This is a genomic window from Hyphomonas jannaschiana VP2 (genome assembly GCF_000685215.1).
GTDB lineage: Bacteria > Pseudomonadota > Alphaproteobacteria > Caulobacterales > Hyphomonadaceae > Hyphomonas > Hyphomonas jannaschiana.
The window spans coordinates 115,902-139,258 of sequence record NZ_ARYJ01000005.1 but is presented as its reverse complement, the minus strand read 5'-3'; the positions used below and the strand labels follow the sequence as shown (position 1 = coordinate 139,258).

The following is a 23,357-nucleotide window of genomic DNA, read 5'->3' as shown; positions in this document are numbered from 1 at the left end:
GAACTCTACATTTCCACTTTTGATTTCATGGGAAATTTTGTCAACACTTGTCTGGTCACACCCAGCCGGCTGTCTGCGCGGCCAGCCAGACACCGATCACCACAAACAGGGCAGCTGCGATAAAACGCACAATGTTCAGGGGCACACGCTCGATCAGTTCATGGCCAAGGAACACGGCCGGGACATTGGCCAGCATCATGCCCAGCGTGGTACCGGCGGTGACCCAGATGATCTGGTCGAAACGGGCGCCGAGGGCGATCGTTGCCAGCTGTGTCTTGTCGCCCATCTCCACCAGGAAGAAGGCGATGAGTGTTGCAAAGAAGGCGCCGAACCGGGTCGGTTTGTCGTCCAGATCATCCAGCTGGTCGGGGATCAGGGTCCACATACCCATGATCACGAAAGAGGCAGCGATGATGTAGCGGAACCATTCGCCGTCCAGAATATTGGCGACACTCGCGCCGACAAGAGCAGCCAGGAAGTGATTGGCCAGCGTCGCCACCAGGATGCCGAGGATGATTGGCAGCGGCGTGCGGAACCGGGTGGCCAGCAGGATGGCGAGCAGCTGCGTCTTGTCGCCGATCTCGGCCAGTGCAACGACGGCGGTGGATGTAAACAGGGCTTCCATTGAAACGGGTCTCCATGCCGGGCCTTGTTCGAGTCCAACGACACCGCACTCCCCGGCCCGGCAGGGCAGGAGGCGGCGTCATTGGTCTCGCCCGGACGGTGGTGACCGCCCCTTCCGCACCACGGCCTCTCAGCCGAGTATGTTGACACGGAAGCCCGCCTTTCGGCGGCTGGCTACTCCCCAGATGACGGGGCGGAGTTAGACGGGATTGCCGGTGAAGGCAAGGGCGCGCTTGACGCATTAGGGCAATTGTCCTAATGGCGCTGTAGGACAATTGTCCAAATCTTGAGAGCACCAGCATGGCGGCGACGGATACAAGAGCGCAGATCGTAGAGGCGGCGGACCAGCTGTTCTATGAGCGCGGGTTCGAGCACACCTCGTTCGCGGACATCGCAGCAGAGGTGCAGATCTCCCGGGGTAATTTCTATTACCACTTCCGGAGCAAGGACGAGATTCTCGACGCCGTCATCCGGCAGCGTCTGGAAAACACACAGGCCATGCTGGACGGGTGGGAAGCCGAAGGGGCAGGGCCCGTCGAGCGCATTACCAGCTTCATCCAGATCCTGATCGTGAACCAGACGAAGATCATGGCGTTTGGCTGCCCGGTCGGGACGCTGACCAGCGAGCTGGCCAAGCTTGGCCATCCGTCGCAGGCCGGGGCGACAGGACTCTTCTCATTGTTCCGGCACTGGCTTGCGCGCCAGTTCGCCCTGATGGGTCATAAGCCGGGCGATGCCGACCAGCTGGCTCTGCACCTTCTGGCGCGCAGCCAGGGCGTCGCGACGCTGGCAAGCGCCCTTCGCGACAAGGCTTTTGTCGAGGCGGAAGTTCAGGAGATGTGTACCTGGCTCTCGGCGCAGACGCCGGGCCGGCTCCAATAGTATCAATCCTCCGCATCAAGAAGGACACGCCCGATGTATGTCGTTTTACTGAAATTCTCCGGCAACAAATCGAAAGCCCCGGACCTTATGGACGGGCACAATGCCTGGATCCGGGAGGGCTTCGAGGCAGGCGTGTTCCTCGCCGCCGGCTCCCTGCAGCCGAATGCCGGCGGCGGCATCCTCGCCCACGGCACGACGCGCGAGGCGCTGGACGCCCGCATCGCAGCTGACCCGTTTGTCGCCGAAGGCGTGGTGACGGCAGACGTGCTGGAAATCACCCCCGCGCGGACAGATCCGCGCCTGGACTTCCTGAAGGCCTGACCGTCATGAGCCGCACGATCAGGGGAGAGGACGGCAAACAGCGTTGTGCCTGGTGCGCGGCGGCGCCGGATTTTCTTGCCTATCATGACACCGAATGGGGCTTCCCGGTCGCCGATGACCGGCGCCTGTTCGAGAAGCTGAGCCTTGAGGCGTTCCAGTCGGGCCTCAGCTGGCGGACGATCCTGGCAAAGCGGGAGAATTTCCGGGCTGCCTTCGATGGGTTCGATTTCAACAAGGTCGCCCGCTATGGCGACAAGGATGTGGTGCGCCTTCTGGGCGATGCCGGCATCGTGCGCCACCGGGGCAAGATCGAGGCCGTGATCAACAATGCCGCGCGGGCGGGGGAGATGGTGGACCGCCACGGCTCGCTCGCGGCCTTTATCTGGAAGTACGAGCCCGACCCGGCCGCGCTGCCGGCGCCGCAGACGGTCTCTGTTTCGGACGCCTCTGTCGCCCTGTCGAAAGACCTGAAGAAGCTGGGCTGGAAATTCGTCGGGCCGACGACGGTCTACGCCTTCATGCAGGCGATGGGTCTGGTCAACGATCATGCAGAGGGCTGCGTTGTCAGGCGGAAGGTGGCGCAGGCCCGGAAAGCTTTCGTTCGGCCCTGAGGCAGCGGCAGGAAGGTGACGGCGCCGCACGGCTGCGCTAAAGGCAGCGCATGTTCGAGACGACTTTCATCACATTGTTTCCCGAGGCCTTTCCGGGCCCGCTTGGCGTGTCCATCCTGGAAAGGGCGCGCAAGGAAGGCATCTGGGACTGGGAAACGATCCAGCTGCGCGAGTTCGGCCTCGGCAAGCATCGCAATGTCGATGCGCCGCCGACCGGGGGCGGGGCGGGCATGGTGCTGCGCCCCGATGTGGCTGCCGCCGCGCTCGACAGTATCGTCACGACGAACAAGCATCTCATCTATCTCTCCCCGCGCGGGAAGCCGTTCACACAGGAAATGGCGCGGGAATACGCGGAAAGCCCCGGCCTCGTCATGTTCTGTGGCCGGTTCGAAGGCCTCGACCAGCGGGTGATCGAAACCCACGGCCTGGAGGAGGTCTCGATGGGCGATTTCGTGCTTGCGGGCGGAGAAGTGGCAGCCATGGCGCTGACCGAGGCGGTGGTGCGGCTGCTACCCGGCGTGGCTGGCAATGCAGACTCCTTGAGTGAGGAATCCTTCGAGAATGGCCTCCTGGAACATGACCAGTATACGCTGCCGCGGCAGTGGGGCCCTTACGGGACTCCGGATGTCCTGCTGTCCGGAGATCACAAACGCATCGCAGAATGGCGTTTGAACAGCGCAAAGGCGTTGACAAAGCAACGCCGCCCCGATTTATACGCCGCTTACTCCGAAACCCACGATATCCAAGCGCCGGAGACAGGCGATGAACATTATTGAACAGCTGGACGCAGAAGAAGTTTCCCGCGTCCTCGGCGGCAAAGAAATCCCGGCTTTCTCGCCCGGTGACACGCTGGCCGTGAACGTCCGCATTACGGAAGGCGACCGTGAGCGCGTGCAACGCTTTGAAGGCGTGTGCATTGCTCGTTCGGGCGCTGGCGTGAACGAGAGCTTCACGGTCCGTAAGATCTCTTTCGGTGAAGGCGTGGAGCGTGTGTTCCCGCTGGTTTCGCCGATGATCGAGTCGATCGAAGTGAAGCGTAAGGGCCGCGTTCGCCGCGCCAAGCTCTACTATCTGCGCGGCCTGCGCGGTAAGGGTGCCCGTATCGCCGAGCGGACCACCGGCCACGGCATCGAGCAGGTTGAGATCGCCGTCTCGAAAACCGAGCGCCGCCGCCAGAAGGACGCCGAAAAGGCTGCCCGCAAGGAAGCCGCTGCTAAAGAGCGCGAAGCCGCTGCCAAGGCAAAAGCCGAAGCAGATGCCGCGGCCGCTGCCGCCGCTGAGGCCGAAGCCGCCGCAGAAGCTGCAGAGGGCGGCGCAGAGGAATAGTCCTCTACTGCCCCAGATCTGCCATTGGCAAAATGATAAGCGCCCCTGCCGAATGGCGGGGGCGTTTTCGTTTTACGGTTCAATGCAGCCCGGTGCTCGCCTTGGCATAGGCTGTCATTTCCGACACGAGATGGTCGAAGACGAGACGCATACGGCGGTTGCCGCGAAGGTCTTCGTGCATGGTGATCCAGGTCTCGAGGCTGAAGCTCATCTCTTCCGGGAAGAGGCGGATGAGGTCCGGATTTCCCCGCGCCAGATTGGGCTGGCAAATTCCGATGCCGAAACCTGCGCGGATCGCGGCAAGCTGGGCGACGTCATTGTCTGTCCGGAATGCAAACATCTCCCGCTTCAGGGGCATGCCGATGCTCTGCAGCGCCTGAATGCCGGCTGTCTGCTGGTCGAAGCCGATAATTGCGTGGTCTTGTAGGGCGTCGACCGTCTCCGGGCGACCGCGCCGGGCGAGATAGTCTTTGTGGGCATACATGGCGAGCTGGATGTTGCCGGCTTTCTGCGCCACCAGCGCCCCCTGGGCGGGACGCACCATGCGCACCGCAATGTCGGCGTCGCGGCGCAGCAGGTCTGACGTTTCGTTCGTGGCGACGAGTTCGAAGTCGATGCCGGGATAATCCGCACTGAAGCGGGTGAGCATGCCGGGCAGGACTTCCACACCGATGATCTGGCTGGCGCTGATCCGGACGGCGCCTGAAATCCCGCCCTCCGCGCCGGAGGCGGTCCGCAACATGGCGGCGGAAGCTGCTTCCATGGCAAGCGCATGGGGAATGAGCGCGCCGGCCAGATCTGTTGGCGAGAGGCCGTGTGGGGAGCGGATGAACAGGGCGCCGCCGCCAAGCGCTTCTTCCAGCAGGGTAATGTGGCGGGCGACGGTGGGCTGGGTCAGGCCGCTGGCCCGTGCGGCAGCAGACAGGCTGCCCGTGCGCCAGACGCCGAGGAAAGACCGGCAATGGTCCCAGGAGAGGGGTAGCTGTTCCACTATTTTTCTATAGCCGGTACATAAAATATCGCAATTTTCTTTATCAGGGATCGCGAGCACCTTTGCCCTGCCGACGCAAAGGAGACCTTCCATGAACCCTTCACGCACAGCGCTCGTCCTCGGGGCCACAGGCGGGGCAGGCTATGAAATCGCCGGAGCCCTTCATCGCCGGGGCTGGCAGATCCGAGCGCTCAGCCGCCGGCCTGATTACGGCCAGACGCTGCTGCCTTATGCAGACTGGCTGCGAGGTGATGCGATGAATGCCGCCGACGTGGCCGATGCCGCGATCAATGCAGAGCTGATCGTCCATGCGGTGAACCCGCCGGGCTACCGGAACTGGCAGGGCCTCGCTTTGCCGATGCTGGAAAATACGATCGCCGCCGCAAAGGCCACTGGCGCGCGGATCATGTTTCCGGGCACGGTCTATAATTATGGCCCGGACGTCTTCCCCCTGCTGAAAGAGAGCGATCCGCAGACCCCGCGCACCCGAAAGGGCGCGATCCGCGTGGAGATGGAGCAGCGTCTCCAGCACGCCGCAGGACAGGGGACGCGTGTGCTGATCGTGCGGGCAGGGGACTTTTTCGGGCCGCACAGCACAGGCAACTCCTGGTTCTCTCAGGGGCTCGTAAAGTCGGGCAAGCCGGTGACATCTGTAATGTGGCCGGGGCGGAAGGGCGTAGGCCATGCCTGGGCCTACCTGCCGGATTATGGAGAGGCAGTTGCCCGGCTGATCGACAGGGACAGGGAAATGTCCGCATTCGAAACATTCCATTTCGACGGCCACTGGTTCGAGGACGGCCGGGAATTTGCAGACGCAATCCGCTTTGCGGCCGGTGCGCCGGATGCCCCGGTTCGCGGTTTTCCGTGGTTTGTTCTTTTGGCGCTGTCGCCCTTTGTGTCCCTGTTCCGGGAACTGGCGGAGATGAAATATCTCTGGGACGTGCCGGTGCGCCTCGACAATCGAAAACTGACGGATTTCCTTGGCGAGGAGCCGCACACACCGCTCCATGCTGCACTGTCGAAGACACTGGAAAAGATGGATTGTCTCCCCTCAACGGCGCAGACCCGGCAGGAGTTCAACTTAAGGGATTGTTGAGGCCTGTGTGATGTCATCTCCTCCTGTGGGGAGTACTGGAACCGATGACTGGCGATGCCAAAACCGGATTGCTGACGGAGACGCTGAATCTCCTGCCCAATCCCGTTTTTATCCGGCGCGCTGATCATGTCTGGGTCGAGGTAAATGAGGCCTTCTGCCGCTTCACCGGACAATCCCGCGACGCGCTTATCGGTGCCGGGGGGCAGGACAATTTCCCTGTAGACCGGCCCGGCCTCTTCGGCGAACTGGCAGATCTCGCCCTTGGGGCACCTGAAGGCCACGTCCAGACCGAGCAGGTCACCAATGCCGCGGGCGATACATGCTGGATGGAGATCACCGCGTCCTGCACCGAGGGTGCAGACGGCCATACATATATTATTGGTATCCTGACGGATGTGACTGAGACGAAGCAGCAGGCGGCAGAGTTGGAAACAGCACGCCAGATTGCGCTTAACGCGTCAAAATCCAAGACGGAATTTCTTGCCAATATGAGCCATGAGATCCGGACACCGATGAATGGCGTCCTTGGCATGTCTCAGGTGCTTCGGCGCACGGCGCTGGACGAAGAACAGGTCGAGATCGTTGAAATGATCGAGCGGTCCGGTGAGGCGCTGCTGACGGTCATCAATGACATTCTAGACTTCTCGAAGATCGAGGCAGGCAGGCTGAAGATCGATGCTGAGCCGTTCTCACTGTCCGGTGTTCTGGACGATGTGGCCGCCTTGCTGGGGTCCGGTGCGAACGAGAAGGGGATCGAGCTGATCACCGATATTTCGCGCGACGTGCCGGACGAAGTCATTGGTGATGCCGGTCGTATCCGTCAGATCCTGACCAATCTTGTCGGCAATGCGATCAAATTCACGACCAAAGGTCATGTCCTGGTCCGCATCGCCGGATCGGGCCAGGGCGGATATGCCCATTTGGCCATCACCGTGGATGACACCGGCGTTGGCATCCCGGAAGACAAGCTGGATACGGTCTTCCACCAGTTCGAACAGGCCGACGCGTCGACGACGCGCCGTTATGGCGGCACGGGGCTCGGGCTCTCCATCTGCCGCAGCCTGGTTGAGGCGATGGCAGGCGAGATCGGCGTGACCTCGACTTTCGGCGTCGGGTCGACCTTCCGCGTGGAGCTGACCCTGCCGATTGCGGACGATGAGCCGCGCCTGTTTCTGGAGCCGGTCGAGCGGGCAGACCTCAGCCATCTCCGCGCGCTGGTGATTGACGACATTTCGCTGAACTGCCGCATCTCCGCCAGCCAGCTGGCCCTGTATGGCATCCGCTCGGACCATGAGATGGATCCGCGGGCGGGTCTGCGCCGCCTTGCCGACGCGTACAACCGCCGCGAGCCCTACGACCTGCTGGTGCTGGATTTCCAGATGCCGGACATAGATGGCCTGCGGGTCGCGCAGATGATCCGGTCCAAACCGGCCTTCAACCGGCTGAAGATCGTGGTTGTTTCCTCGGTAGATTCTGCCGAGGTCAAAGAGGCCTTCCTGAAAACCGGGGTCAGCGCCTTCCTCGTGAAGCCTCTCCGCAGCGGCGTTCTGGGAGAAACCGTTGCCCAGGCATTCCAGGGGACAGAACGCCAGAGGCCCGCCAAAGCCCCGCGCCCGGAGGCGCCGGCCAGGCCCGCCCGGGCGGTGCGGTCCGGCATGTCCCTGTCTGCCGGGCGGATCCTGATTGCTGAAGACAATGACGTGAACCAGCGCGTCATTGCCGGGCTTTTGCGGACAAGCGGCTATGAGCTGCACTTTGCAGCAAACGGGGAGGAGGCGGTCGAGCTCTTCCGCCAGAATGCCTACGCCCTGGTGCTGATGGATGTCTCCATGCCGGTGATGGACGGGCTTGCGGCCACGCGGGTCATTCGCGATTTTGAAAGTTCCGGCGGCCGCCCGCCGACCCCCATCATTGCCGTGACAGCCCATGCCATGACCGAGGAGCGGCAGGATTTCCTTACCCGCGGCGTGGATGCCGTGCTGACCAAGCCGCTCGACAAGGCGGAATTGCTGGAGGCGGTTGAGACATGGGCCCGCAGAACGGTGCACCGGGTCGCCTGACCGGTCATCTGACACATTGACGCGGTGCCTCGTGTGTTGCACGAGACGCGCTGAGTTGCGCGTTTGAGCGCAATAATCTTCTACAGACAGGGAATTTTCGGCCCATGGCAGGCAAGACACTCTACGACAAGATTTGGGATGCGCATCTGGTGCACACCGATGAGGCGTCGGGGGAAAGCCTTCTCTATATCGATCTGCACCTGATCCACGAAGTGACCACGCCGCAGGCCTTTGCCGGGCTGAAAGCCGCCGGGCGCAGTGTGCGCCGTCCGGACCTGACGCTTGCGACGCCGGACCATAACACGCCGACGGAGAACCAGGCGGCCGGCCTTGCCGGTGTCAAAGACCCGGAAGCACGCAACCAGCTCGAAACGCTGATGCGCAATGTGGAAGAGTACAAGATCGAAATCTTCCCGATGGGCGACATCCGAAATGGCATCGTCCACGTGATCGGGCCGGAGCAGGGCCGGACCCAGCCGGGCATGACGATCGTCTGCGGCGATAGCCACACGTCCACGCATGGCGCGTTCGGCGCGCTGGCGCACGGTATCGGTACATCCGAAGTGGAGCATGTGCTGGCGACTCAGACGCTTCGCGCCCGGAAGATGCAGAACATGGCCATCGAAGTGACCGGCAAGCTGAAGCCGGGCGTGACGGCGAAAGACCTGGCGCTGCACATCATTGCCCAGATAGGCACAGCTGGCGGCACGGGTTGTGTGATGGAATATCGCGGCGAGGCGATCCGGAACCTTACCATGGAAGGGCGCATGACGCTGTGTAATCTTTCCATCGAGGGCGGCGCCCGTGCAGGCCTGATTGCGCCGGACGAGAAGACCTTCGCCTATCTGAAGGGCCGTCCGTCAGCCCCGAAGGGCGGGGCCTGGGAAGTGGCCGAAAGTTTCTGGAAGACGCTCTACACGGATGAAGACGCCGTGTTCGACCATGTCGTCAAAATCAATGCGGAAGACGTTGAGCCGACGGTCACCTGGGGCACCAGCCCGGAACAGGGTATTCCGGTCTCAGGTATTATTCCGAAGCCGGAGGACTTCTCCGATCCGGTTAAAGCTGCCGCCTGCGAACGTGCGCTGACCTATATGGGCCTTGAGGGCGGTAAGCCGATTGCGGGCACGCCGGTTCAGCGCGTGTTTATCGGCTCGTGCACCAATTCCCGCATCGAGGATTTGCGTGCGGCCGCCGAGATCGCAAAGGGCAATCAGGTGGCAGAGGGTGTGCGCGCCATGGTCGTACCGGGCTCGGGCCTCGTCCGGGCGCAGGCGGAGGAAGAAGGCCTCGACCAGATCCTGATCGAAGCCGGCTTCGAATGGCGCGAGCCGGGCTGTTCCATGTGTCTCGGCATGAACCCGGATATCCTGTCACCGGGCGAACGCTGTGCCTCGACCTCGAACCGCAACTTCGAAGGCCGTCAGGGCCGCGGCGGCCGCACCCACCTCATGAGCCCGGCCCTCGCCGCGAAAGCCGCCATCACGGGCGTGATCGGCTAAAGCTTCAGCCCGAAGCGCGGACCGATCCATGTCATCGCGAGGTAGAGCGCGATGGTGAGGACACAACCTGCGACGAGTGAAAGCCAGAAGGACCAGCCCTGTTTCAGCAGGACCGGGATCAGCAGAAACATCGGCAGGCTGGGCAGCACATACCAGAAAGTGGCGGCCGAATGTGCCGCCATGTTCTCAATGTCCGGTTTGTCCCGCCAGAGCCAGATCATGCCCAGAACGGAAACAAGCGGCAGGGATGCCACAAGGGCCCCCGCGCCGGGATACCGTTTCGAGATTTCCGAAACGATCGCGACAATCGCGCCCGAGATCAGGGCTTTGAGAAGCAGGTAGATCATGGCGAAGACTTGCATGTGCACCGGCACCCCGGCAATGCCTGACCGATTGGTGAGGTCCGTCCTAAACCGAGCTTTCAGTTGCCTCCTCGTCGCCGCGGGCGGATAGTCTCCGCAAAACCGATATGGAGGACGTGATGGCTGGAGCTGTGAAACTACCCGGGAATGTAACGCTGGATGGCCCGCGTGGGCGGACCTATGCGTCCATTCTTGAAACGGTCGGCGCGACGCCGCTGGTGGCCGCGCCAAAATTCGCCGCTGAAAAGGGCATCAAGGCGAACCTCCTGTTCAAATGCGAATTCTTCAATCCGCTGGCCAGTGTGAAGGACCGGATTGGTCTGAACATGATCCTGGAGCTGGAAGCCTCCGGCAAGCTGAAGCCCGGCGGGACACTGGTGGAGCCGACGTCTGGCAACACAGGCATCGGTCTCGCCTTCGTGGCGGCCTCACGCGGCTACAAGCTGATTCTGACCATGCCGGAATCCATGTCGATCGAGCGGCGGCGGATGCTGGCCTATCTGGGTGCGCAGCTGGAGCTGACGCCGAAAGAGAAGGGCATGGGCGGAGCCATCGCCAAGGCGCAGGAAATCATCGCCTCGACACCGGGTGCTGTCATGCCCAGCCAGTTCGACAATCCTTCCAATCCGGCGATCCATGAAAAAACGACGGCCGAGGAAATCTGGAACGATACAGACGGCGCCGTCGATGCGGTGATCGCCGGCATCGGCACGGGTGGCACGTTCACAGGATGCGGCCGCGTGCTGAAGGCAAAGAAGCCGGGCCTGAAAATGATTGCCGTCGAGCCCTCGGGCAGTCCGGTTCTGTCTGGTGGTGATCCCGGCCCGCACATGATCCAGGGCATTGGCGCCGGCTTTGTGCCCGGCAATGCCGACACAAGCCTGATCGACGATGTGGTGCAGGTCGACAATGAGGAAGCCATGGAAACGGCCCGCCTGCTGGCGAAGCTGGAAGGTATTCCGGGCGGCATCTCGTCGGGCGCGGCGGCTGCGGCGGCCGTGAAATATGGCAGCCGGGAAGACATGGCGGGCAAGACGCTGGTTGTGATCCTGCCGAGCTTTGCCGAGCGTTACGTCTCGACGGCCCTGTTCGAAGGCCTGTAAACGTCTCTGCGTGATCGCGCTCCATACCCTCGCCCTGTTCATCCTTGGCCTCGTCATGCTGGCGATGGCCGCAGGGCTGGATGCGATGATCCGGCTGGACGTGTCCGGCTGGGTGCAGCTGCTGTTGGCCGGGTTCGGTGTTTATCTGATCGTCATGGCCTGGTTCTCCCTGCGCTTCGACCGGCGCCGCGCGGCGGTGTTGGAAACGGGGGCCTCCCAGCCTGTGGTCTTCGAGATCAACCGGACATCCGACGGGGAATCGGCGGCCTATCTCGCGGAAGTCACCGTTGGAGACGAGGTATGGATCACGCCGCTGCGCATTTCCCGGCGCGTGCGCAAGCTGCGAAAGCAGGGTGAACTGGACGGCGAGGCGTGGCTGGACGGGGAGGGGCGGCTCGTGGCGCTTGCCCATGAGGGCGAACAGCTGCGCGTCATGCCGTTTCCGCGCCGCAAGCGGTTTGGAAAGAAAGACAGGAAGAAGAAAAAGACATGAGCCAGCTTGTGACCGGCCTCGACCATATCGTGCTTGTCGTGCCCGAGATCGACTCTGGTGCGGCTGTCTATGAAAGCCTGCTGGGCCGGCCGCCAGTCTGGCGCGCGGAGGCGGAAGGCGGCGCCGCGACGGCGATTTTCAAGGTCGCCAACACCAGTCTCGAACTGATGGCGCCTGCCGGGGACGGGCCGGTGGCTGACAGGCTGCGGGAAATTATCGAAGCAGAAGGCCCCGGCCTGAAGACGCTGGCCTTCGGGACGGCTGATATTGAAACCGCCCATCACAAACTCACGCGGCGGGGCATGGAGCCGCATGAAGTCATCCCGGGTGAGAGTACCAATAGGCTGGACGGTACGGCGCGGAGCTGGAAGCGTTTCCGTTGCACCGATGAGCAAACAGCCGGCGTGAAGACCTTCCTGGTCCAGCCGGATACCCCGCTGCCCAGCCAGAACGATCCGGAAGGCGCGGTGATCTCGCTGGACCATATCGTCATCGACACGCCGAACCCTGACCGGGCGCTCGGGCTTTACGGCGCGCGGCTCGGCCTTGATCTCGCGCTCGACCGCAATGCGCCGCAATGGAAGACGCGTTTCCTGTTCTTCCGCACCGGCGGGCTGACCTTTGAGGTGATCCACCGGTTGGGCGAGACACATGACCCGGCAGGACCGGACAGGATCTGGGGCCTGACCTGGGAAGTGGCCGATCTTGCCGCCGCTCATGCGCGCCTGACGGAAGCGGGCTTCAATGTTTCGGAACTGCGCAAAGGCCGCAAGCCCGGCTCAAGCGTCTTCACCGTCCGCGATGGCACAATGGGTGTTCCGACGCTTTTCATTGCGCATGAGCCGAAGTAAGAACGCCCCCATGACACCGTTTACCGAAATCACCGGAACCGCCGCACCGCTGCTCGAAAAGGGCAAGCCCATGTCCAATGTCGACACGGACATGATCATCCCGAAACAGTTCCTGAAAACGACCGAACGGACCGGCTTGTCCAAAGGCCTCTTCTATGAACTGAAGACGCTGGCCGATGGGTCGCCGAATCCGGACTTCGTTCTGAACAAGCCGGAATTCGGCAAGGCGGGCATTCTGATCGCGGGCGAAAATTTCGGTTGCGGCTCGTCGCGTGAGCATGCGCCTTGGGCGCTGGCAGACCAGGGCATTTCGGTCATCATCGCGCCGAGCTTTGCCGACATCTTCCACAATAATTGCTACAAGAACGGCATCCTGCCGGTGCGGTTGCCAGTGGATGTCTGTGAGAAACTCGCGCAACAGGCCGGCGGGTCGAACCATATCTTCTCGGTAAACCTCGAAACGCAGACCGTGACGGCGCCGGACGGTGAGACCTATACGTTCGATGTCGATCCGGGACGTAAATCCAATCTGCTGCAGGGGCTCGACGAGATCGGCGCCTCTCTGCAGGCCGAAGGCGACATCAATGCCTATGAGGCGACGCGCAAAGTCTCCATGCCATGGCTTGAGCCGGCAGGCTGAGGCGGGCCGGCATGAAACGGGAGCTTCCGATGCCGGACAGAGTGAAACCAATCCTGCTGATGTTGGGCCTGATCGGCCTTGGTGCCTGTCACAATGATCCGTTTTCCCTGAAGCCGGAGGTCAATGTGACCTTGCCGAAGGATCCGCCACCTGATTCAGCTCCGGCAGAGCAGACGGATGGCGACGCCGGCCTCGAAGCGGAGCAAGGATCATGATCGTCATAGAAGGCAGCGTCAGGGTTCCTCCGGAAAAGGTCGAGGCCGCCCGGCCGGCCATGGAAACCATGATCCGGGCAAGCCGCGCTGAACCGGGCTGTATCGATTATGCCTACAGTATCGATGTGCTGGACCCCGGGCTCATCCGGGTGACCGAACGCTGGGAAAGCCGCGAAGCCCTGCAGGCGCATTTTGCGACCCCGCACATGGCGGTATGGCGTGCTGAATTTGCCGGCCTCGGCGTCTCCGACCGGTCCCTGCGCCTTTATGAGGCTGAACCGGAAGCCATTTGATGTTTCTCTTTTTGATTGTATAAAAAGTGAAATCGTGGGCATTGCGCCGCGTGGACGCAACCGCTAGGCATATCGTCCAACAATAAGGATTTTATGCATGAAACGTATTTTCTGTGTCTCCGCCCTTGGTCTGGCTGCGTTGGCAACGGCGTGTTCGACACCTGCTGCCGGCACCCAGACGGCGGCTGCCAATGTCGGTCCCAATGGCGAACCGCTTGTTTGTCGCAGCATGAAGGTGACGGGCACCCGCTTCCCGCAAAAGGAATGCAAGACGGCCGAAGCGTGGGAGCAGTATGATGCTTACACCAATAGTAACGCCAAGGAATCGACAGACGGCTACCAGCGCGTCAGATCCGGTGCTGCTACCAATGCCGGTGGCTGATCGTTGAAAGAATGGGGCAAGCTTTGAGTTACGTTCGGAACGGATTTTCAGCGCTTGCCCTTTTCGCTGCAACGGCGGCGTGCACAACGCCTGTTGCGGCGCCTGCCGGTGAAACGGACACATCCAATCTCGTATCGGCGGATGGCGAAGACGTCATCTGCAGAAGATTAGCCGTGACCGGCACCCGGTTTGCGGAAAAGACCTGCAAGACGCAGGCGGCATGGGACGCCTTCGACGATTATACAAATTCCAACGCCAAAGAGCAGACGGACAAGTTCCAGCGTCTGAACTCGGGCTGCTCGACACAGGCAGAGGGGAGCTGCTCCTGACGTCTGCATTGGACCATGAACGATTTTAATTTGTAGGGAATTGCATCATGAAGAAACTTATTCTTGCTGCCACAGCCGGGCTGGTCCTGACCGCCTGTGCCAGCGGCGCCAGTGAAAAAATGACCGTCGCTGAAGGCGCTCAGATGGAATGCCGCTCGATCACCGAGTCCGGAACGATTCTGCCCAAGCGCGTCTGCAACAACAAGGCGACCTGGGCCGAGATTGATGAGCGGGACAGGGAAGCGGCCAAGAATGCGATCAATGGTGTGATGTCCCAGCGAGGACAGATGCCGAAGAAAGAAGGTTTCGGCGGCTGATCCGAAGCCTGTCTGCGTCAAAAACCATGGGTGACAGGGCGCCCCTGCGGGGGTAGAGCCGCACCCATTGGTTTTGCGCAATCTACAGGCCTGAACATGCACCAGACACTCCTCCTGCTCCCGGGTGACGGGATTGGTCCAGAAGTCATCGCCGAAGTCCGCCGGGTGGCGGAAGTCGTCGCGCCTGACCTGAAGCTGGAAGAAGGCCTGGTCGGCGGCGCCTCCATCGACGCGCATGGTGAGCCGCTGACGGAAGAGACGCTCGCCCATGCACGCCATGCCAGTGCAGTCCTGCTGGGGGCTGTCGGCGGTCCGAAATGGGTTGGCGCAGCGCGTGACAAGCGCCCGGAAGCCGGCCTGCTGGCTCTGCGCAAGGGCCTCGACGTGTTCGCAAACCTGCGACCGGCTTTCTGTTTCCCAGCCCTCGTCGAAGCCTCCAGCCTGAAGCGGGAGATCGTCGAAGGTCTTGACCTGATGATCGTCCGCGAGCTGACGGGCGGCGTCTATTTCGGCCAGCCGCGAGGCATTGACGAGACCAGCGGCATCCGCCGGGGCTATGACACGGCTGTTTACACCCATCCGGAAATCGAGCGCGTGGCGCACGTGGCTTTTGAGATCGCGCGCGGGCGCCAAGGCAAGGTCTGCTCGGTGGAGAAGTCGAACGTCATGGAATCCGGCCTGTTCTGGCGTCAGGAAGTCACGCTGGCCCATGCCGAAATGGGCGCAGGCGTGGACCTGTCCCACATGTATGCCGATGCCTGCGCCATGGAACTGGTACGTGCGCCGAAGCAGTTCGATGTGATCCTGGCTGACAATCTCTTCGGTGACATCCTGTCGGATGAGGCGGCCATGCTGACCGGCTCCATCGGCATGTTGCCGTCGGCTTCGCTCGGTGCACCGGGCACGCCGGGGCTTTATGAGCCGGTCCATGGCTCTGCGCCGGACATTGCCGGGCAGGGCATCGCCAATCCGTGCGCGGCGATCCTGTCGCTGGAAATGGCGCTGCGTTGGTCGCTCGGCCGCGAGAAAACCGCAGATATTCTGTTCGCGGCGGTCGGCAAGGCGCTCGAGCAGGGCGCTCGCACGAAGGACCTTGGCGGCAGCCTGACAACCCGCGAAATGGCGGACGCAGTCATCGCCGCGCTCTGACAGGCTGACGCAGGGGCAAGATTGCCCGTCTCCATCCCGCATGAGAGCATTCCCCTAAAAATATAAGGGAGGAATGCCATGTCATATGCCGATGGACGACTGATCCATGATGCCGACAGCCATCTGATGGAGCCGGCCGATTGTCTCGATCCTTATTTCGAGAAGCGCTTGCTGGACCGGTTCCTGGCGTTGCCGCGCGTACAGGAACTGCGCACGGGCGCCAAGGCCGCACACGTCGACGAACGCCTGGCGCTGCAACAGGATGCGGCTTTCCGGGCCGAAGCGGACGACAACATCCTCCTGCGGAAGAACTACGACGCGCATGGCGCCTGGCTCCGGCAGGACCGGCCGCACACGCTCGACAAGCTCGGCTTTGCCAGCCAACTCGTCTTCACCACACATTGCCTCGGTAATTTCGGCCTCGATCAGGGGCGCGATATGGAGCTCTGCTACGCGGCAGCCGATGCGCATAACCGGATGATGACGGACTTCTGCAGCATCGACCGCCGTCTTCTCGCTGTCGCCTACGTGCCGCTGGAGGACTTTGACCGGTCGCTCGCCACGGCGAAGCTGGCCATTGAGCTTGGCGCCAAGGCGCTGATGGTGCCGAGCCTTTGCCCGCAGAATCATTCGCCAAGCCATGTCGCGCTGGATCCGGTCTGGGCAACGGCGCAGGAGGCCGGCATTCCTGTCGTGCTTCATGTGGGCGGCGAGAGAAAACTAAATCCGGTCTACAAGGAGAATGGCCTGCCGCCGGTGCCGGACTTCCACGGCGGCGACGACAATTTCACTTCTGTTTCCTACATGCCGATCCCGGAAGCGGCGATGCAGACGCTGGCGACGCTGATCTTCGATGGCGTGTTCGACCGGTTTCCGGATCTCAAATGGGGCGCCATCGAACTCGGCGCAAACTGGGTGCCCGGCTGGATGCGGGCCATGGATTCGGCGGCTCATGCCTTCATGCGCAATGAAGAGCGTTTGCAGAAACTGACCGCGAAGCCCTCAGAGATTGTCCGCCGCCAGTTCCGGGCTGCGCCCTATCCACATGAGGATGCAGGCTGGATTGTCCGCAATGCCGGCGAAGAGATCGCCATGTTCTCCTCCGACTTCCCGCATGTCGAAGGCGGCCGCAATCCGCTGAAGCGGTTCGACGAAACGCTGCAGGGCCTGCCGGAAAGCGCCGTGAAAGCGTTCTATTCCGGCAACTTCATCGACATGATGGGGGAGGGCCTCGCCCCGGACCTGCGCGTGCCGGAACTGCAGCAGTCGGCCTGACCCTTTAAGGGACAGGCCAGCGCCTTAAGGGGGGGATGGTGGATGGCAGACGAAGACCCGACAGAGACGCGGGAGGCGAAACTCGCCCAACGCCGGGCGCGCGTGGAATACTTTGCCTTCATTGCCCAGATTGTCAGTGCCATTGCTATCGTCATCTCGCTGGTCTTCGTCGGGATCCAGTTACATGACGGGAACACGGTCACGCTGCGCAATGAATCCAATGCCACCATGACGCAATGGTCGGCTTTCCGTGCCTCGATCTACTCGGATCGCGACACGGCGGAGGTGTTCCGGGCCGGAATGTCTGGGGCCCCGCCGCTGGATGCGACGGACCAGCTGCGCTTTGGCTACATCATGCGCGAGCATGCATGGGCGACGTTCCAGATCTGGGACCGGGCGAAACGCGGTCTGGTGCCGAGCGCGAACTTCGAGGCCGGGGCGGCGCCGGATTATCTGAAAGTGATCTGCACGCCGGGTGGTTCGGTTGTCTGGGCCGGGATCCGCAGTGAAATGCCCGCGCCCTTCGTCGCTGACATGGACCGGATTGCGCAGGCTTATGCGCCTGCGCACCATGTCAGCTGCATTCCGGAAGAATAGGGCGGCCTCGGCCTAACTGTAGTCGGCGATCCGGCAGAGCAGATCGCCGCGGAATTCGAAGAAGCTGGCGCCGCGGACTTTCACCGTCTCGCCGGCTTTCACGCCATTGGGCAGGTCGACCGCGGCCTTGCCTTCGAACTCCACCTCTGCGGCGGCCTTTCCGGCGCCTGAGACGACATTGATCAGCCTCTGGCGGCGGTAGGAGAAGGCGTTGCCGGACAATTCCGCCACCTGGCGCATCATGTCCTTGCCGTCGAGGCGCATGGATCCGCCGGCATTGGAGATGTTTTCAAACACGACATCATCGGTCACGCAGTCGAGCATGCCGTCGATGTCACGGGCATTGTAGCTTTGAATATAGCGGGCAATTACGTCGTCGAGCATGGGGCGGGGGCCTCCATATGTGTCTCCGGGAGCCCTTTTGGTCTGCCTGACAGGGCCGGGAATGGCAACAGGCTTTGCGCATCGGCTGGAAATGCGTCATAAGCCCGCCTCGAATTACGAGGAGCGAAAGAGCCATGGGCACACGGATTGCGATTGTCGGCGCGACAGGAAATGTCGGGCGTGAATTGCTGGCCATTCTGGACGAACGCATGTTCCCGGCGGACGAAGTCCACGCCGTGGCCTCGCGCCGGTCGCTGGGCAAGGAAGTTTCCTTCGGCGACCGCACCCTCAAATGCCAGGACATTGAGAGCTTTGACTTTTCCAAGGTCGATCTCGTCCTGATGTCGGCCGGCGGTTCTACCGCGAAACAGTGGTGCCCGAAAATCGCCAAGGCCGGCGCCATCACCATCGACAATTCCTCGGCCTGGCGGATGGACCCGGACGTGCCGCTGGTCGTCCCGGAGTGCAATGGCGATGCGGTGATGGACTACAAGAAGAAGATGATCATCGCGAACCCGAACTGCTCGACCGCGCAGCTCGTCGTGGCACTGAAGCCGCTGCACGATGCCGTGGGCGTCAAGCGCGTTGTGGTCTCGACCTATCAGTCCGTTTCCGGCGCCGGCAAGGATGCGATGGACGAACTCTGGAACCAGACGCGCGGCATCTATGTGAACGATGAGCCGACGCCTGAGATTTTCCAGAAGGAGATCGCCTTCAACGTGATCCCGCAGATCGACGTTTTCATGGAGGACGGCTTCACCAAGGAAGAGTGGAAGATGCGCGTCGAGACGAAGAAGATCGTCGACGAGAGTATCGAACTTGTCGCGACCTGTGTGCGTGTGCCGGTCTTTGTCGGCCATTCCGAAGCGGTCAGCGTGGAACTGGATGCGCCGATGAGCGCGAAGGAAGCGCAGGACCTCTTGCGCGAAAGCCCCGGCATCATGCTGGTCGATGATCCGGAGGAAGACCTCTACATCACGCCGAAAGAGTGCGTTGGTGACTGGGCGACCTTCATCAGCCGCGTGCGCAAGGACCCGACCGTCGAGAACGGCCTGATGTTCTGGTGCGTGTCCGACAACCTGCGCAAGGGTGCGGCCCTCAACGCCGTGCAGATCGCTGAAGAGCTGCTGAACCGCGGCGTCATCAAGCCGAAGAAACAACCGGCTGTAACGGACTGATCCTCAGCGGCGTCGGCGGAGCTGCCTGCGATACTCGTCGTCCCTGCGTGATATTTCCTCAAGCCATTTGCACTGGCCTTCGAGGCATTCACCTGTCGCCGCGTCGAACAGGCTGGAATGGTTGAAGGTGCCTTTCGGCTTCTCAACGCCTTCCGCCAGACCGAATTTGACGGAGTGCGCCCCGTTTAGTCCGGCCGGAATGCGCGGGATCGGGCCATTGATCAGGTAGCCGGCTTCTTCCGGAACGAAGGTCAGGGCACCGGCTTCGACGAGCTGGATCAGACCTGCCTCAGCGGGCAGGACATCATAGACGTCCACCGGCCGTGTCGAGACAACGGTCTCCGGGTGAACCATCACGACGCCGCCCGGATAGAAGCTCCTGAACTGGTTGACCGTGAAGTTCCGGGCGTTCGGGTTCACGCGGACGGGCTTGCTGTCACGGATCACATAATTGCCGGCGTCGGTCGTGATCATTGGTCCGTTCCGGGAAGATCTGGCGCCGCCCAGTTTTCCGGATGGCGCCCGTACGGTGCCGACGCTTTCAACCCCGACCATGCGGAGGTCGTCACGCCGGAAAATACTCCGTAGTTTCTGGAACAGGTGTTCGGCTCCATAGTGCACAAGCTCGTACGGTTGGCCGCAGGCATTGGGATTCAGGGCGCCAACACGGCTGGCGGTCAGGCCCGTGACGGCCACGCCCGGACCGGTCTTTGTGGGGGCCGGTTGCACGATCAGGCGCTCAACCCGCTCTGTTGCCCCTTCGACAACCCAGAGCATCGGCTGGCCGCTCAACGCGATCAGATAGACCGGCGTGTCACCCGGATCGACATGAATGAACGCGGCGGTCGTTTCCTCATCCTGTCCGGCGACGGCAATGTTCGAGAGGGCGTTGCCGTGCGAAACCATGATGCCGAGGATTTCGGCATCCTCGCTGGGCCGCGGCATCGAACAGGCGGTCGACACTCTTTTGATGCGGGTCCGGCCCGGGTGCTCAAGCCCCTCGGCCGGAACCGGCGGCACCTTCGTGCCGAGTGGGGGGACGAGAGGCCCGTCGGGGCCGCCGCAGGCAGCGAGCAGGATGATGGCTGCAAATGTGAGGATTGCCTGCCCCGGCCGCATGAATCCCTCCCGGTTCTGCAGCGGGCATAACAGGGCAATCTTACAATCACGTTACACCTATAGGAGAAAATGAAGCATCCAAAGGTGGCGGATCGCTTACTCCGTATCGGAATCGAATTTGGCCTTGCGGGTTTCGACGGTGACGTTGAGGCCGGTGGCACTCTTGAGGTGCAGGTCGCGTTGCGGGAAGGGGATCTCGAGTTCGTATTTCTCGAGGGCCGTATGTAGTGCCCAGTTATAATCTGCAACAACGCGGGCCGGGCGGCTGACGGCCGCATCGGTCAGCCAGACGACGAGTTCGAATTCCAGCGCGCTGTCGCCAAATTTCGTCAGCCAGACCTGCGGCGAGCGGCCCGGCATGCCTTTCAGCGTCCACTCGACCTCTTCGGCCGCTTCGAGCCCGGCCTTGCGGACCAGTTCCTTGTCCGAACCGTAGGCGACGCCGAACGGCACGCGGACACGCCGGCGCGCCTCGCGCAGAGTCCAGTTGATGACCTGTGCCTTGATGAACTCCTCATTGGGCACGAGGATGTCGACATTGTCGTTCGTGGTGACGAGGGTCGAGCGGATATTGATCTCGCGCACAAGGCCGGTGACGCCGGACTGAAGCTCGATGAAGTCGCCCACTTTTACGGACTTCTCGATCAGGATGATCAGGCCCGACACGAAGTTCGAGAAGATCGCCTGCAGGCCGAAGCCGATACCGATGCCCAGCGTCCCGGACAGGATCGTCAGAGCTGTCAGGTTCACCCCGACCACCTGAAGCGCGATCAGGATGGCGATGATGATGAAGGCAATCTTCAGCACCTGGCCCAGCAGGCCGGCCATGGAGGGGGTCAGCTTCTTCGAGCTGCGCAGTTGCGCCTGCGCCGCATCGCCTGCGATACGGCCAAGCCAGAGCGCGAAGGCCGCCACGGCGAGGCTTGTCAGCAGGCGCAGGATCGAGAACTTCACACCACCAAGTTCGATAATGGTCGAGTCGAGGGACTCCGTCACCGGCTGCAGCAGGCGGAGGATGTAGAGCGCGGCGATCAGCCAGGCGAGCAGGGCCAGCGTGTTGGCCACCATCCCATCACGGATATTGGAGGTGATCAGGCGGACAATGATCCACGCATTCAGCAGGCTGGCGGCGACACGCAGAATCTCATTGCGCAGGCCGAACTGGTCAAAGGCCGGAATGGTGATCCAGAGTAACAGGGCTGTCAGGACGGGCCAGACGATCCGCGCCGATGAGACGGCCGCGTGGAACACGACATCCGGCCGCTCGCGGCTCTCGGCGAGTTTCCGCAGCCGGTTGACGGGCACACGCGACAGGAAGAATCCGGCAATCCCGGCAATGACGATGGCCAGGAACTGCCAGAGCGAGGCATAGGAAACGAACTCGGCCGCCAAATGGACAACGTCGTCGCGAATGGACCGCAATACGTCTTCGAGCTTCAGCGTGTTGAGAAGAGAAGGGGAGGTTTCTTCATCCATCAGGCGGGCTGTCTCCGTCGCGTTTGCGGGCCATTTCCCTGAAATCTAGACCAAGCCGCCAACAAGGCAAACAGCGCGGGATTTCGTGACTATCCAAGGCGCATGGGTGTTGATACAGCGCGGCGCATGTCTTCGAGCCAGCGTTTCGGATTTCTTGTCGGTCTGACAGCTTATTTCATCTGGGGCAGCCTGCCGCTGTACATCCGGGCGATGCGGCATGTCCTGCCGCAGGAATTGCTGGCCCACAGGATCGTCTGGTCCGTTCCGACGGCGCTGCTCCTGATCGCTCTGGCAGGCAACTGGCGCGACATCCGGGCGGCCTTCCATTGGCGCACCGCAAAGTGGCTGATCCTGTCCGGATTGGTGATCGGAGCAAATTGGGGCGTCTACATCTGGGCGGTGAATGCCGACCGGACGATCGAGGCCTCGCTTGGCTATTTCATCAATCCGCTGGTCAGCGTGCTGTTCGGCATGGTCTTCTTCACGGAGACGCTGCGACCGGCGCAGTGGGTGTCCGTGGCGATCGCGGCCATCGGGGTGGCCGTCGTGACGGTCGCTTATGGCCATGTGCCATGGATCGCGCTGTTCCTGTGCATGAGTTTCGCCTCTTACGGCGTCATCCGGAAGAAAATGGCCGTCGACAGCCGGGCCGGCTTCCTGATGGAAGTGGTTGTCCTGGTACCGCTGGCGCTTGGCTGGCTGATCTGGTTCGCGCAGCAACCGGACGGGCGGCTGATGGGGCAGGGCGGCTGGGATATTGCGCTGCTGATGGCAGCGGGACCGATCACGGCGTTTCCGCTGATCCTGTTTGCTCTGGCGGCCAAGCGATTGAAACTCTCAACCGTGGGCATGATGCAGTATATCGGCCCAAGCATTCAATTCCTGATTGCCGTCTTCATCTTCCGGGAGCCGTTCGGCCTGACGCTGGGAATCGCTTTTGCGTTTATCTGGCTGGCGCTTGCCGTGTTCACCGTCGACTCGATGATGGGGGAGGCCAAGGCCCGGAGGCTGGCGCGGGCGGCCCGGCCTGTCTGATTTCAGGAAAAAAGATGCCCCGGGCCAGAGGGATCGGCACCGGGGCGTGTCAGTTTCTGACAGATAGAGATGGGATTCCTATCTGAAGACCTAACCTGCAATAAGCAGGCCAGATCGCGAAATGTCCGTCAGGGCCGCGCGGTCGACATGGCAATCCATAGCGCAACGACGGCCAGCGCCAGTCCGAAGCTGAGGCGCGCGGCAAAAGATGTCCGCCACTTGTCCAGCAACGTGCCCAGATGATCGGCCACCAGGACGATGGTCACATGAACGATCAGCGACAGCAGAATATGCAGACTGCCGAGGATGAGAATCTGTAACCAGAGGTGGCCGAGCTGTGGATCGGCGAACTGCCCGACAACGAGCAGGTAGAACACCAGCGCTTTCGGATTGAGGAGGTTGGCGATCAGGCCCCGCCGGAACCCAGCCAGCTTGTTCGCCATGGCGGGCGGGGCTGAGCCATCGTCGCTGAAAGCCTCCCAGGCGAGGTAGAGCATGAAGGCAACCCCGCCCCAGCGGAGGGCTTCATAAAGCGTGATCGACCCGGAAAGTACGGCAGACAGGCCGGTTGCGGCTGCGACCAGCTGTACGGCAAGGCCCAGTGTGATGCCGGCCACCGCTTTCAGGCCATGCTTGCGGCCTGCCCGGGCCGATAGGGTCGCGAGCCAGCCCATGTTCGGGCCGGGCGTCAGTTCCACGGCCAGCATGGCAACAATAAAGGCAGGCCAGTCGAGCGAGGCGAACAT

General features: G+C 62.0%; 29 protein-coding genes. 22 read left to right on the top strand and 7 right to left on the bottom strand.

The window, feature by feature from the left end; genetic code table 11:
- Window positions 1–55: 55 nt before the first annotated feature.
- Window positions 56–625, bottom strand: a complete 570-nt coding sequence (locus HJA_RS09180; RefSeq protein WP_035581277.1) for a TMEM165/GDT1 family protein — start codon at window positions 623–625, stop codon at window positions 56–58.
- A gap of 299 nt (window positions 626–924) precedes the next feature.
- On the opposite strand from HJA_RS09180, the gene HJA_RS09175 reads away from it, so the two are divergent.
- From HJA_RS09175 to rplS, 5 genes are read left to right on the top strand one after another with little or no spacing between them, the layout of a single operon-like run.
- Window positions 925–1,506 (top strand): TetR/AcrR family transcriptional regulator, encoded by a 582-nt coding sequence (locus HJA_RS09175; RefSeq protein ID WP_035581274.1) that lies wholly within the window; start codon window positions 925–927, stop codon window positions 1,504–1,506.
- A 33-nt stretch (window positions 1,507–1,539) separates the two neighbouring features.
- Window positions 1,540–1,827, top strand: a complete 288-nt coding sequence (locus tag HJA_RS09170) for a YciI family protein (protein ID WP_035581271.1) — start codon at window positions 1,540–1,542, stop codon at window positions 1,825–1,827.
- 5 nt (window positions 1,828–1,832) lie between these two features.
- Window positions 1,833–2,438: a DNA-3-methyladenine glycosylase I gene (locus tag HJA_RS09165; protein ID WP_035581270.1), complete on the top strand. Its 606-nt coding sequence runs from the start codon at window positions 1,833–1,835 to the stop codon at window positions 2,436–2,438.
- Between the two features lie 50 nt (window positions 2,439–2,488).
- Entirely contained in the window at window positions 2,489–3,214 is a 726-nt protein-coding gene (trmD, locus tag HJA_RS09160) for a tRNA (guanosine(37)-N1)-methyltransferase TrmD (RefSeq protein ID WP_035581268.1), read from the top strand.
- Complete coding sequence (gene rplS / locus HJA_RS18875) at window positions 3,201–3,764, top strand: 50S ribosomal protein L19 (protein ID WP_035581266.1); 564 nt, start codon at window positions 3,201–3,203, stop codon at window positions 3,762–3,764. Before trmD ends, rplS begins: the two co-directional genes overlap by 14 nt.
- A gap of 79 nt (window positions 3,765–3,843) precedes the next feature.
- Here the strand turns inward: rplS and HJA_RS09150 are convergent, their stop codons facing one another.
- Complete coding sequence (locus HJA_RS09150; RefSeq protein ID WP_035581264.1) at window positions 3,844–4,755, bottom strand: LysR family transcriptional regulator; 912 nt, start codon at window positions 4,753–4,755, stop codon at window positions 3,844–3,846.
- A gap of 91 nt (window positions 4,756–4,846) precedes the next feature.
- Here HJA_RS09150 and HJA_RS09145 point away from each other — a divergent pair, with 91 nt between their 5' ends.
- The 3 genes from HJA_RS09145 to leuC all read left to right on the top strand — a co-directional run bounded on the left by HJA_RS09145 (window position 4,847) and on the right by leuC (window position 9,413).
- Window positions 4,847–5,851: an NAD-dependent epimerase/dehydratase family protein gene (locus HJA_RS09145; RefSeq protein WP_035581263.1), complete on the top strand. Its 1,005-nt coding sequence runs from the start codon at window positions 4,847–4,849 to the stop codon at window positions 5,849–5,851.
- Between the two features lie 44 nt (window positions 5,852–5,895).
- Window positions 5,896–7,911: a response regulator gene (locus HJA_RS09140; protein WP_051597542.1), complete on the top strand. Its 2,016-nt coding sequence runs from the start codon at window positions 5,896–5,898 to the stop codon at window positions 7,909–7,911.
- A 104-nt stretch (window positions 7,912–8,015) separates the two neighbouring features.
- Window positions 8,016–9,413 carry a 3-isopropylmalate dehydratase large subunit gene (gene leuC, locus HJA_RS09135; protein WP_035581261.1) on the top strand — a complete coding sequence of 466 codons (1,398 nt, stop codon included), beginning with the start codon at window positions 8,016–8,018 and terminating at the stop codon, window positions 9,411–9,413.
- Here the strand turns inward: leuC and HJA_RS09130 are convergent.
- Window positions 9,410–9,760 (bottom strand): DUF3147 family protein, encoded by a 351-nt coding sequence (locus HJA_RS09130; protein ID WP_035581774.1) that lies wholly within the window; start codon window positions 9,758–9,760, stop codon window positions 9,410–9,412. The two genes, leuC and HJA_RS09130, sit on opposite strands and share 4 nt — an antisense overlap.
- 134 nt (window positions 9,761–9,894) lie before the next feature.
- On the opposite strand from HJA_RS09130, the gene cysK reads away from it, so the two are divergent.
- The 12 genes from cysK (at window position 9,895) to HJA_RS09075 (ending at window position 17,419) form a co-directional block, all read left to right on the top strand.
- Window positions 9,895–10,878, top strand: coding sequence for a cysteine synthase A (gene cysK / locus HJA_RS09125; RefSeq protein ID WP_035581772.1), 984 nt, complete (start codon window positions 9,895–9,897; stop codon window positions 10,876–10,878).
- A gap of 10 nt (window positions 10,879–10,888) precedes the next feature.
- Window positions 10,889–11,371, top strand: a complete 483-nt coding sequence (locus HJA_RS09120) for a hypothetical protein (protein WP_035581259.1) — start codon at window positions 10,889–10,891, stop codon at window positions 11,369–11,371.
- A complete protein-coding gene (locus HJA_RS09115; RefSeq protein WP_035581257.1) occupies window positions 11,368–12,222 on the top strand; it encodes a VOC family protein in 855 nt (284 codons plus the stop codon). The genes HJA_RS09120 and HJA_RS09115 overlap by 4 nt, the downstream gene beginning before the upstream one ends.
- Before the next feature lie 10 nt (window positions 12,223–12,232).
- Window positions 12,233–12,862 carry a 3-isopropylmalate dehydratase small subunit gene (leuD, locus tag HJA_RS09110; RefSeq protein ID WP_035581255.1) on the top strand — a complete coding sequence of 210 codons (630 nt, stop codon included), beginning with the start codon at window positions 12,233–12,235 and terminating at the stop codon, window positions 12,860–12,862.
- 11 nt (window positions 12,863–12,873) lie between these two features.
- Window positions 12,874–13,077, top strand: a complete 204-nt coding sequence (locus tag HJA_RS09105; RefSeq protein ID WP_035581253.1) for a hypothetical protein — start codon at window positions 12,874–12,876, stop codon at window positions 13,075–13,077.
- Complete coding sequence (locus HJA_RS09100) at window positions 13,074–13,370, top strand: putative quinol monooxygenase (protein ID WP_035581251.1); 297 nt, start codon at window positions 13,074–13,076, stop codon at window positions 13,368–13,370. The genes HJA_RS09105 and HJA_RS09100 overlap by 4 nt, the downstream gene beginning before the upstream one ends.
- Before the next feature lie 97 nt (window positions 13,371–13,467).
- Complete coding sequence (locus HJA_RS09095) at window positions 13,468–13,752, top strand: hypothetical protein (RefSeq protein ID WP_035581248.1); 285 nt, start codon at window positions 13,468–13,470, stop codon at window positions 13,750–13,752.
- Between the two features lie 23 nt (window positions 13,753–13,775).
- Complete coding sequence (locus HJA_RS18550; RefSeq protein WP_155839911.1) at window positions 13,776–14,081, top strand: hypothetical protein; 306 nt, start codon at window positions 13,776–13,778, stop codon at window positions 14,079–14,081.
- 47 nt (window positions 14,082–14,128) lie between these two features.
- Window positions 14,129–14,398, top strand: coding sequence for a hypothetical protein (locus tag HJA_RS09090; protein ID WP_035581247.1), 270 nt, complete (start codon window positions 14,129–14,131; stop codon window positions 14,396–14,398).
- Window positions 14,399–14,494: 96 nt separating this feature from the next.
- Window positions 14,495–15,547: a 3-isopropylmalate dehydrogenase gene (gene leuB, locus HJA_RS09085; RefSeq protein WP_035581244.1), complete on the top strand. Its 1,053-nt coding sequence runs from the start codon at window positions 14,495–14,497 to the stop codon at window positions 15,545–15,547.
- Window positions 15,548–15,625: 78 nt separating this feature from the next.
- Window positions 15,626–16,822 carry an amidohydrolase family protein gene (locus HJA_RS09080; RefSeq protein WP_035581241.1) on the top strand — a complete coding sequence of 399 codons (1,197 nt, stop codon included), beginning with the start codon at window positions 15,626–15,628 and terminating at the stop codon, window positions 16,820–16,822.
- A gap of 42 nt (window positions 16,823–16,864) precedes the next feature.
- Window positions 16,865–17,419: a hypothetical protein gene (locus tag HJA_RS09075; protein WP_035581238.1), complete on the top strand. Its 555-nt coding sequence runs from the start codon at window positions 16,865–16,867 to the stop codon at window positions 17,417–17,419.
- Between the two features lie 12 nt (window positions 17,420–17,431).
- Here the strand turns inward: HJA_RS09075 and HJA_RS09070 are convergent, their stop codons facing one another.
- Window positions 17,432–17,803 (bottom strand): nuclear transport factor 2 family protein, encoded by a 372-nt coding sequence (locus HJA_RS09070; RefSeq protein WP_035581236.1) that lies wholly within the window; start codon window positions 17,801–17,803, stop codon window positions 17,432–17,434.
- A 134-nt stretch (window positions 17,804–17,937) separates the two neighbouring features.
- Between HJA_RS09070 and HJA_RS09065 the strand changes: the two genes are divergently transcribed.
- Entirely contained in the window at window positions 17,938–18,981 is a 1,044-nt protein-coding gene (locus HJA_RS09065; protein WP_035581234.1) for an aspartate-semialdehyde dehydrogenase, read from the top strand.
- Window positions 18,982–18,984: 3 nt separating this feature from the next.
- Here the strand turns inward: HJA_RS09065 and HJA_RS09060 are convergent, their stop codons facing one another.
- Both HJA_RS09060 and HJA_RS17995 read right to left on the bottom strand, forming a co-directional pair.
- The gene (locus HJA_RS09060; RefSeq protein WP_035581232.1) at window positions 18,985–20,100 is read right to left on the bottom strand and encodes a hypothetical protein; all 1,116 of its coding nucleotides are present in this window, start codon (window positions 20,098–20,100) and stop codon (window positions 18,985–18,987) included.
- 96 nt (window positions 20,101–20,196) lie between these two features.
- Window positions 20,197–21,576, bottom strand: a complete 1,380-nt coding sequence (locus HJA_RS17995; protein WP_051597541.1) for a mechanosensitive ion channel family protein — start codon at window positions 21,574–21,576, stop codon at window positions 20,197–20,199.
- 126 nt (window positions 21,577–21,702) lie between these two features.
- Between HJA_RS17995 and rarD the strand changes: the two genes are divergently transcribed.
- Window positions 21,703–22,611: an EamA family transporter RarD gene (gene rarD / locus HJA_RS09050; RefSeq protein WP_035581768.1), complete on the top strand. Its 909-nt coding sequence runs from the start codon at window positions 21,703–21,705 to the stop codon at window positions 22,609–22,611.
- A gap of 128 nt (window positions 22,612–22,739) precedes the next feature.
- On the opposite strand, the gene HJA_RS09045 is transcribed toward rarD, so the two are convergent.
- Window positions 22,740–23,357, bottom strand: coding sequence for a LysE family translocator (locus HJA_RS09045; protein WP_035581230.1), 618 nt, complete (start codon window positions 23,355–23,357; stop codon window positions 22,740–22,742).

Bases quoted from the DNA above. Each gene is read 5' to 3' on its own strand.
- HJA_RS17995 (WP_051597541.1), bottom strand. From the start codon at position 21,576: ATGGATGAAGAAACCTCCCCTTCTCTTCTCAACACGCTGAAGCTCGAA.
- HJA_RS09145 (WP_035581263.1), top strand. From the start codon at position 4,847: ATGAACCCTTCACGCACAGCGCTCGTCCTCGGGGCCACAGGCGGGGCA.
- leuB (WP_035581244.1), top strand. From the start codon at position 14,495: ATGCACCAGACACTCCTCCTGCTCCCGGGTGACGGGATTGGTCCAGAA.
- rarD (WP_035581768.1), top strand. From the start codon at position 21,703: ATGTCTTCGAGCCAGCGTTTCGGATTTCTTGTCGGTCTGACAGCTTAT.
- HJA_RS09045 (WP_035581230.1), bottom strand. From the start codon at position 23,357: ATGTTCGCCTCGCTCGACTGGCCTGCCTTTATTGTTGCCATGCTGGCC.
- HJA_RS09095 (WP_035581248.1), top strand. From the start codon at position 13,468: ATGAAACGTATTTTCTGTGTCTCCGCCCTTGGTCTGGCTGCGTTGGCA.
- HJA_RS09100 (WP_035581251.1), top strand. From the start codon at position 13,074: ATGATCGTCATAGAAGGCAGCGTCAGGGTTCCTCCGGAAAAGGTCGAG.
- HJA_RS09090 (WP_035581247.1), top strand. From the start codon at position 14,129: ATGAAGAAACTTATTCTTGCTGCCACAGCCGGGCTGGTCCTGACCGCC.
- HJA_RS09175 (WP_035581274.1), top strand. From the start codon at position 925: ATGGCGGCGACGGATACAAGAGCGCAGATCGTAGAGGCGGCGGACCAG.
- HJA_RS09180 (WP_035581277.1), bottom strand. From the start codon at position 625: ATGGAAGCCCTGTTTACATCCACCGCCGTCGTTGCACTGGCCGAGATC.
- HJA_RS09065 (WP_035581234.1), top strand. From the start codon at position 17,938: ATGGGCACACGGATTGCGATTGTCGGCGCGACAGGAAATGTCGGGCGT.
- rplS (WP_035581266.1), top strand. From the start codon at position 3,201: ATGAACATTATTGAACAGCTGGACGCAGAAGAAGTTTCCCGCGTCCTC.
- leuD (WP_035581255.1), top strand. From the start codon at position 12,233: ATGACACCGTTTACCGAAATCACCGGAACCGCCGCACCGCTGCTCGAA.
- HJA_RS09105 (WP_035581253.1), top strand. From the start codon at position 12,874: ATGAAACGGGAGCTTCCGATGCCGGACAGAGTGAAACCAATCCTGCTG.
- cysK (WP_035581772.1), top strand. From the start codon at position 9,895: ATGGCTGGAGCTGTGAAACTACCCGGGAATGTAACGCTGGATGGCCCG.
- HJA_RS09130 (WP_035581774.1), bottom strand. From the start codon at position 9,760: ATGATCTACCTGCTTCTCAAAGCCCTGATCTCGGGCGCGATTGTCGCG.
- HJA_RS09060 (WP_035581232.1), bottom strand. From the start codon at position 20,100: ATGCGGCCGGGGCAGGCAATCCTCACATTTGCAGCCATCATCCTGCTC.
- trmD (WP_035581268.1), top strand. From the start codon at position 2,489: ATGTTCGAGACGACTTTCATCACATTGTTTCCCGAGGCCTTTCCGGGC.
- HJA_RS09170 (WP_035581271.1), top strand. From the start codon at position 1,540: ATGTATGTCGTTTTACTGAAATTCTCCGGCAACAAATCGAAAGCCCCG.
- leuC (WP_035581261.1), top strand. From the start codon at position 8,016: ATGGCAGGCAAGACACTCTACGACAAGATTTGGGATGCGCATCTGGTG.
- HJA_RS09165 (WP_035581270.1), top strand. From the start codon at position 1,833: ATGAGCCGCACGATCAGGGGAGAGGACGGCAAACAGCGTTGTGCCTGG.
- HJA_RS09075 (WP_035581238.1), top strand. From the start codon at position 16,865: ATGGCAGACGAAGACCCGACAGAGACGCGGGAGGCGAAACTCGCCCAA.
- HJA_RS09115 (WP_035581257.1), top strand. From the start codon at position 11,368: ATGAGCCAGCTTGTGACCGGCCTCGACCATATCGTGCTTGTCGTGCCC.
- HJA_RS09140 (WP_051597542.1), top strand. From the start codon at position 5,896: ATGACTGGCGATGCCAAAACCGGATTGCTGACGGAGACGCTGAATCTC.
- HJA_RS09070 (WP_035581236.1), bottom strand. From the start codon at position 17,803: ATGCTCGACGACGTAATTGCCCGCTATATTCAAAGCTACAATGCCCGT.
- HJA_RS09080 (WP_035581241.1), top strand. From the start codon at position 15,626: ATGTCATATGCCGATGGACGACTGATCCATGATGCCGACAGCCATCTG.